The 7150-nt window shown below is 72.6% G+C and carries 7 protein-coding genes; 1 reads left to right on the top strand and 6 read right to left on the bottom strand.

All coding sequences use genetic code 11. From position 1 onward, the window contains the following. Positions 1 to 183: 183 nt before the first annotated feature. From fxsA to AB0M62_RS17750, 4 genes are all read right to left on the bottom strand, one after another. Positions 184 to 756: an FxsA family membrane protein gene (fxsA, locus tag AB0M62_RS17765; protein WP_366075116.1), complete on the bottom strand. Its 573-nt coding sequence runs from the start codon at positions 754 to 756 to the stop codon at positions 184 to 186. Positions 757 to 826: 70 nt separating this feature from the next. Continuing rightward, complete coding sequence (locus tag AB0M62_RS17760) at positions 827 to 1594, bottom strand: polyprenol monophosphomannose synthase (protein ID WP_366075115.1); 768 nt, start codon at positions 1592 to 1594, stop codon at positions 827 to 829. A 507-nt stretch (positions 1595 to 2101) separates the two neighbouring features. After that, positions 2102 to 3745 (bottom strand): amidohydrolase, encoded by a 1644-nt coding sequence (locus AB0M62_RS17755; protein WP_366075114.1) that lies wholly within the window; start codon positions 3743 to 3745, stop codon positions 2102 to 2104. A 128-nt stretch (positions 3746 to 3873) separates the two neighbouring features. After that, the gene (locus AB0M62_RS17750; RefSeq protein WP_366075131.1) at positions 3874 to 4314 is read right to left on the bottom strand and encodes an Lrp/AsnC family transcriptional regulator; all 441 of its coding nucleotides are present in this window, start codon (positions 4312 to 4314) and stop codon (positions 3874 to 3876) included. A 214-nt stretch (positions 4315 to 4528) separates the two neighbouring features. On the opposite strand from AB0M62_RS17750, the gene AB0M62_RS17745 reads away from it, so the two are divergent. Further along, the gene (locus tag AB0M62_RS17745) at positions 4529 to 4948 is read left to right on the top strand and encodes a hypothetical protein (RefSeq protein ID WP_366075113.1); all 420 of its coding nucleotides are present in this window, start codon (positions 4529 to 4531) and stop codon (positions 4946 to 4948) included. 591 nt (positions 4949 to 5539) lie between these two features. Here AB0M62_RS17745 and AB0M62_RS17740 read toward each other — a convergent pair. Then, positions 5540 to 6712 (bottom strand): acyl-CoA dehydrogenase family protein, encoded by a 1173-nt coding sequence (locus tag AB0M62_RS17740; RefSeq protein ID WP_366075112.1) that lies wholly within the window; start codon positions 6710 to 6712, stop codon positions 5540 to 5542. 162 nt (positions 6713 to 6874) lie between these two features. After that, the gene (locus AB0M62_RS17735) at positions 6875 to 7120 is read right to left on the bottom strand and encodes a hypothetical protein (protein ID WP_366075111.1); all 246 of its coding nucleotides are present in this window, start codon (positions 7118 to 7120) and stop codon (positions 6875 to 6877) included. Positions 7121 to 7150: the final 30 nt, after the last annotated feature.

Here is a 7150-nt window from a genome sequence, read left to right as displayed (position 1 = left end):
TTCGCCGCTTACCCCCGCGGGCGGCGGCTCCCCCCCCAAACCAACCACCCCCCCCCCGCCGGGGGGGGGGGCGCCCCCCCCGGGGGGCCCCCCCCCCCGCGGCTCTTGGCGTACGCGCACCGCGGCCGACCTCCCGGCCCGGCCCCCCACCAGGTGAGGTGAGGCCGGGTCAGGTCGAGCGGGTCAGGGCGTCAGGGGCGGCCGCCGGTCCCCGCCCTCGCGCGGTGCGGGACCGTCCTGGCGGATGACCTCACCCTGCACGATCTTTCCGTCCGGGCGGTGAATGCGGGCCTGCTGGAAGGCGTCGCCCAAGCTGCCGGGGCCGGCTGCCCGCATCCGGCGGTCCAGGGACCGCTCCGCGTACGCGCCGAGCCGCGAGCGGACCGGGGGAAGCAGCAGGAGCAGCCCGGCCACGTCCGAGATCAGTCCCGGCATCATCAGCAGCAAGCCGCCGAGCATCATGAAGCCGTTGCCGCCGGACTGCTTCTCCCGGTCGGCGGGCGGCGCACCCGCCTGCGCCTGCCGGAGCGTCTCGGTCAGGTTGGTGAAGGCACGGCGGCCGGCTCGCTTGATCACCACCCCGCCGAGCACCGCCCCGCCCACCAGCAGCGCGAGAACCGTGAGGCCGCCCGCCGCGTCCGCGACGACCGTCAGCAGCCAGATCTCGAGTACCAGCCAGGCGGCGAGGGCGAGAGGGAGGAAGGAGCGGACTCGGGAGCGCTTGGGAGCCGCGGGTGCGGGTGTGCCGGTCGTCATGCCCCCAGTGTGCCCGGTGGCACAGCAGGGGCGGCATAAAGGGTGAGGGCCGGAGGCCGGGGCCGGCGGCTCAGGGACGTTCGCGGCCGAGGAGCCGGTTCGCCCGCGTGCCGACGCCCCAGGCGGTGACGCGCCAGAGGGCCTCCACAACGATGTCCCGGCTCATCTTGCTGTCGCCGAGCTCGCGCTCGACGAAGGTGATGGGGACCTCGACGACGTGGTACCCGGCCTTGACCGCGCGGCGGGCCAGGTCGACCTGGAAGCAGTACCCCTGGGAGGCGACCTCCTCCAGGCCGAGGCCTTCGAGGGTATCCGTGCGGAACGCCCGGTAGCCGCCCGTCACGTCCCGGATGGGAACGTCCAGGAGCAGCCTCGAGTAGGTGCTGCCGCCGCGGGAGAGGAACTCACGGGACTTCGGCCAGTTGACCACCCGCCCGCCCGGGACCCAGCGCGAGCCGAGGACCAGGTCCGCGCCCTTGAGGGCGGTCAGCAGCCGGGGCAGCTCCTCCGGCTGGTGGGAGCCGTCGGCGTCCATCTCGACCAGCACGCCGTAGCCGTGCTCGATGCCCCAGCGGAAGCCCGCCAGATAAGCGGCGCCGAGGCCCTCCTTGCCTCTGCGGTGGAGGACCTGGACGTGGTCGTCCTCCACGGCGAGCTCGTCGGCGATCTTGCCGGTGCCGTCCGGGCTGTTGTCGTCGGCCACGAGGACGTGGGCCTCGGGGACCGAGGACCGTACCCGCGCGACGATCGGCTTGATGTTCTCCGCCTCGTTGTAGGTCGGAATGATCACCAAGGCTGTGCCGAGCGGGCCGTACCGCCGCTCACCGCCGTCGCTCACTGCTTCCCCTTAAGTCCGTTCAGACCCCCACCATAGCGAGCACACCCGTGTGGCCCTCCCCCGACGCGGGCACGAGATGCCGGGCGGTGAAAGGGCGGGGAACTGCGGATCGGGGCCCGGCGCCCTTCGGGCCGACCTGGGACCCGCTGGCTGCGGGTCGACCGAGAGCCGTTGTCTACTGAACGTCCGGGCCCCACCCGGGTCGCACCTGCCGGCTCGCTGAAACCCTCCCTCGCCCCCGAGGCGCGGGCGCTGAACCTGGCTCCCAGTGGTGGTGCGCCGGTGCGGCGCACCACCCCATGACCCAGCGGCGTTCGACGACTGCGTGGCGGTTTCCGGCCGGACGTCCTGTGGTGGACCCGGCCGAACCTACCGGCCGGTGCCAGCCTTCTGTCAACAGTCGTTCGACCTGCAGCGTTTCATCGAAGCACCAGGTCAGTAGCGAGGACCGGGGCGGTGAACCCGCGGCCGCGGGCACATCGATCGGCGGAACGGCACGCCCCTATCTCACGCGTTCGGCCGTACGAAGACCGTATGTCCGAACACCACCGTCCGCAGGCAGACAGGCAGTTCACGGCCCGGCGTGAGGTCCGGCAGCCCTGGGGTGCCGGACCGCGGGTCGGTGGACCAGCGGGCGACCCGGTCGTCGGGCGCCTGGACGACGAGTTCCTCCGTACGCCAGACCGCGTAGTCGGCCGGTGCGCCCGGGACGAGGACTCCCCCGTCGTCGCGGCCGAGCGCCCGCCAGCCGCCCCTCGTGTGGGCGGTGAATCCCGCCCGCGCGGACACGCGGTGTTCGGGGGTCCGGTGGAAGGCCGCCGCTCGGACGGTGCCCCACGGGTCGAGCGGGGTGACCGGGCTGTCCGACCCGAAGGCCAGCGGAACGCCCGCGCGCAGCATCGCCGCGTACGGGTTGAGGGTGCGGGCGCGCTCGGCCCCGAGGCGCTGGGCGTACATCCCGGCCTCGCCTCCCCAGGCGGCGTCGAAGGCCGGCTGGACGGAGGCGGTCAGGCCCAGTTCCGCGAACGCGGCGACGGTCTCCGGCGTGAGCATCTCGGCATGCTCGACCCGGTGGCGGGCGGCCCGGACCCGGGCCACGCCGATCCTGTCCGCTGCCGCCCGGACTCCCTCGACCACGGAGGTGATCGCGGCGTCCCCGATGGCGTGGAAGCCTGCCTGGAGGCCCGCCTCGGTGCAGGCCGTCACATGGGCTGCCACAGCGGCCGAGTCGAAGTGCGCCGTGCCCGTGTGGGGGGCGTCGGCGTACGGCTCGTGGAGGCAGGCGGTGTGCGAACCGAGTGAGCCGTCGACGAACAGGTCGCCCGCCGCGCCGACCGCGCCGAGTTCGCGGATGCGATCGGCATCCTTGGCGCCGGTGACATGGTCGGCCCAGTAGCCGAAGACCCGCGGCCCGGGTTCCTCCCCGGCCAGCTTCAGCAGGCCCGTGAAGTCGTCCTCGTCGGAGATGTCGGGACCGCCGCACTCGTGGACCGAGCCGATACCCAGCGACGCCGCCCGGGCAAGCGCCGCCCGCTGCGCCTCGGTTCGCTGGCCCGGGGTGACGGCGGCGTACGCCGCGGCGCGGACCGCGTGGTGGGCGTCGCCGGTGAGCGGGGCGTCCGGGCGGTAACCGCTCAGCGCTTCAACGCCGGGGACCATGTCGAGCAGCGCCGTGGTGGCGACCGCCGAATGGACATCGATCCGGGTGAGGTAGAGCGGCCGCCCGCCGGTGGCGGCGTCGAGTTCGGCGCGGAGCGGTTGGCGTCCCTCCGGCCAGCGTGACGCGTCCCAGCCGTGTCCGAGGAGGACCCGGTCGGCCGGCCGGCGGGCGGCACGGTCCCGTACGAGGTCCAGCGCCTCGGGCAGCGAGCGGGCACCGGACAGGTCGAGGCCGGTCAGGGCGAGACCCGTGGCGGTGGTGTGCACATGCGCGTCCGTGAACGCGGGGGTGACGAGAGCGCCTTCGAGGTCGACCACCTCGTCCACCCCGGCCGCGAACGCGTCCGCGGCGCCCTCCGAGCCCACCCAGGCGACATGCCCTCGCTCGACGACCATGGCCGTGGCGAAGGGGTCGGCGGGACTGTGCACATCCCCGCCGCGCAGCAGCACGGTGCGGTGGGGTTCGGGCGGGGTGGCGGTGCTCTGGGTCATGGGCACCAGTCTCCCGCCTGCGCAGGGGTGCCCCGTGCGCGGGGTGGGTTCGCCACGCACGGCGGGGAGCCCGGCCTGTTCGTCCGGGCGCACGGCGGAGCCGGCCGCCCTCCGGAGCCGGCCGCCCTCTACACGCGGGGCGGGCGTGCCTCGTAAGGGGTGGACAGGACCACTGTCGTGCGGGTGGACACCCCGGCCAGGGCCCGGAGCCTGCTCAGCAGGTCCTCCAGTTCAAGTGGTGAGGCCACGCGCACCTTGAGGATGTAGTTCTCGTCCCCCGCCACGCTGTGGCAGGCCTCGATCTCCGGGACTCCGGCCAGCCGTTCCGCGATGTCGTCGGGAGCGCTGGGGTCGAAGGGTTTCACCGAGATGAAGGCCGTGAGCGGCAGCCCGACCGCCTCGGGGTCGACCACGGCGGCATAGCCGCGGATGACACCGCGCTGCTCCAGTCGGCGCACGCGCTGATGAACCGCCGAGGTGGACAGCCCGGTGGCCTTGCCCAGATCGGTGTAGCTCATGCGCCCGTCCCTGACGAGCAGATCCACGATCTGGCGATCCAGCTCCTCCATAGTGCTCATAGCGGATCAACCTATTGCCCCGGAGTACTCCCAGCACAGTCGGAGATGGCCGGGAGCGGCACCTGCGGCGGGCATGTGACGAACGCCACAGGTTTGTGACGGCGCCGATGGGTGCTGCGCGGTTACCTGCGGCGCGCGGTGGGAAGTGCTTGCTGTGGTCGAGGCCGCAAGTGCCTTATCGGCCCACCCGAGGGGGAGAATTTCCATGCAGAACCTGAAGCGCACCGGACGTACCGAACCGGAGCCCGTCGATTTCACCGACTCCGTCGAGGACGAAGACACGGAGTTCGACGCGTACGACACCTTCGAGATGTACCGGGTGATCTGCCCGGACTGCGCACAGCCGATCGCACTGCTCGCGGACGAGGACGTACTCCCGGAGCACGCGCTGTGCCCCACCCCGTGGAATCCGTTCGGGCTGACCGCGTGCACGGGCACCGGGCGCTCGGCGTCGGACGCCCGGCCGGCCGACCGGACCCTGGAAGTCCAGGAGCAGGACACCGCACTGCTGTTGACGCTCCCTCAGGGTCTCGACTGGCGGACGCAGCCGTTCTCGCACGTCGGCGGTCCGGGCTCACGTCCCCTCAGGGTGCCGCAGCAGGCGACGCAGCGGTACGCCGCCTGATCTGCCCGGCCGGCGGACCCCCACCGACCAACAGTCACCCATGACTTCCCTGCACCATGGCCGCCGGGCTGCCGTGGTGCGGGATCAGCATGTCCGGGTTCCCGGGGTCATGTCAGGTGTCGTGTCGCGGGGGAATGATGGGAGTTGGGCACAGCGGCGCCCGACTGCGGGCGCAACGTGGGATGTCCGGCGGGTCGCTCCGGCCGAAGCCCGTCGTCAGGCCCTGGAAGAAGCGGTGCGGTTGAAGTGACTCCCCGCATCCGGGGAGTCGTTCCGCGGCCGCCGCCTCGGCGGCGTTGTGGTCACAGGGCGAACTCAGGCCCGAATACCGCAGGGGGTGACCCGGGGATCCCTGCCCGCGTTGGCCAGATATGACCACGCTGTACTCCGAGACCGGCCGACGCCGTCGCCTGGTAACGCCCAGCTCCGAAGAATCGGTTCACCATCCGGCCGATCCGCCCATCTACCGGGCGCTCCTCACCCACTGGGCGGACAGCGACCGCACTCTGCCGGGACGCCGGGACCCCGAGTGGTCCCGGCTCACGGCGGCACCGATCTGGCCGGGCCGATCCGGCCGGCCCGGCCCGCAGTTCAGCGCGTCTCGGGACCCGCGAGGTGACGGGCGATGACCATGCGCTGGATCTGGTTCGTGCCCTCGACGATCTGCAGCACCTTCGCCTCGCGCATGAACCGCTCCACCGGGAAGTCCGCGGTGTAGCCGTAGCCGCCGAGGACCTGTACGGCGTCCGTGGTGACACTCATCGCCGCGTCCGTGCAGAACAGCTTGGCCATGGCGGCCTGCCGCGAGAAGGGCCGTCCGGCGTCGCGCAGCCGCGCGGCGGCGAGATACAGCGCCCTGCCCGCCTCGATCCGCGTGGCCATGTCGGCGAGCATGAAGCGGAGACCCTGGAAGTCCGCGATGGGCCGGCCGAACTGCTGACGCCCGGTCGCGTACGACAGGGCCTCGTCCAGGGCCGCCTGGGCCACTCCGATCGCGCAGGCCGCGATGCCCAGCCGGCCCGAGTCGAGGGCGGACAGCGCGATGGCGAAGCCCTGGCCCTCCTCGCCGATCCGGCGCGCGTCCGGAACGCGCACTCCGTCGAAGTGCAGTTGCGCGGTGGGCGAGCCCTTCATGCCCATCTTCTTCTCGGGCGCGGCGGCGTTCAGGTTCTCGGCGTCGCCCGGCACCAGGAACGCCGTGATGCCTCGGGCGCCCTCGGCTCCCGTACGCGCGAGGACCGTGTAGAAGTCGGCGACGCCGCCATGGGTGATCCACGCCTTGGTGCCGGTGACGAGCCAGTCGTCGCCCTCGCGGACGGCCTTGGTACGGAGGGAGGCGGCGTCCGAGCCGGAGGCGGGCTCGGAGAGGCAGTAGGCCCCGAGAAGGCCGCCGCCGAGCATCGCCGGCAGGTGTTCCGCCTGCTGCTCCTTGGATCCGTATCCGGCAAGAGCGTGACACGCCAGGGAATGGACGCTGACGCCGAGGCCGACGGTGAGGCGGGCCGCCGCGAGTTCTTCGAGGACCTGCAGGTAGACCTCGTAGGGCTGGTCTCCGCCGCCGAACTCGGAGTCGTACGGCAGACCGAGCAGACCGGAGTCGGAGAGGAGCGTGAAGACCTCGCGCGGGAAGTGCCCGGCGTCCTCCTCCTCGGCCGCCCGGGGCTGGATCTCCCCCTGGACGATCTCGCGCACGAGCGCGAGCAGGTCCCGGGACTCCTCGGTGGGCAGCTGTCGTTCCACCGGCTGCGGGGCGCGGTCGGGCATGGCGGCGCTCTCCTCCCTGATCGGGCGCTGCGGCGGTCGCCGCGCAGGGTGTGGCTGCGCCGCCGGATGTACTGCTCTCCAGCCGATGCTGCCCTCCCGGATCACGAAAGGTGCTGACCAGCGGCTGTGGCGGCTTGAGTATGCCCGATCGTGGCCGTTCCGTCACGGGTTCCAAGATCCACAGCTGAGATCGGTCGCCGGTGTGCTCGACCGGGGTGCGGGGCACTCCGGCACGAACTCCCCCGGGGCGCCGAGCGGGTCCCCCGGCGTCCGCGCGGGAAGCGCACCCACGGTGTCCCGGTCCGGCTGCTGGTGAGCCGGCGAGTCCAGCGTGCCCCCGTCGACGCCGTTCAGCCAGCCGACGAGGGCGAGGCGGGCGAGCGGCGGAAGGTCCCGGTGTCCGTACACGCCGTTTGCGATGCGCCGGCACCTGGACGT

The organism is Streptomyces sp. NPDC051219 (assembly GCF_040682335.1).
Taxonomy (GTDB): Bacteria; Actinomycetota; Actinomycetes; order Streptomycetales; family Streptomycetaceae; genus Streptomyces.
The sequence above is the reverse complement of the archived record's forward strand: the minus strand, read 5'-3'. Positions and strand labels throughout refer to the sequence as shown.

What these genes read in the sequence shown, in the direction of transcription:
- fxsA (WP_366075116.1), bottom strand. Translation starts at nt 756, where the DNA reads ATGACGACCGGCACACCCGCACCCGCGGCTCCCAAGCGCTCCCGAGTC.
- AB0M62_RS17755 (WP_366075114.1), bottom strand. Translation starts at nt 3,745, where the DNA reads ATGACCCAGAGCACCGCCACCCCGCCCGAACCCCACCGCACCGTGCTG.
- AB0M62_RS17740 (WP_366075112.1), bottom strand. Translation starts at nt 6,712, where the DNA reads ATGCCCGACCGCGCCCCGCAGCCGGTGGAACGACAGCTGCCCACCGAG.
- AB0M62_RS17745 (WP_366075113.1), top strand. Translation starts at nt 4,529, where the DNA reads ATGCAGAACCTGAAGCGCACCGGACGTACCGAACCGGAGCCCGTCGAT.
- AB0M62_RS17750 (WP_366075131.1), bottom strand. Translation starts at nt 4,314, where the DNA reads ATGGAGGAGCTGGATCGCCAGATCGTGGATCTGCTCGTCAGGGACGGG.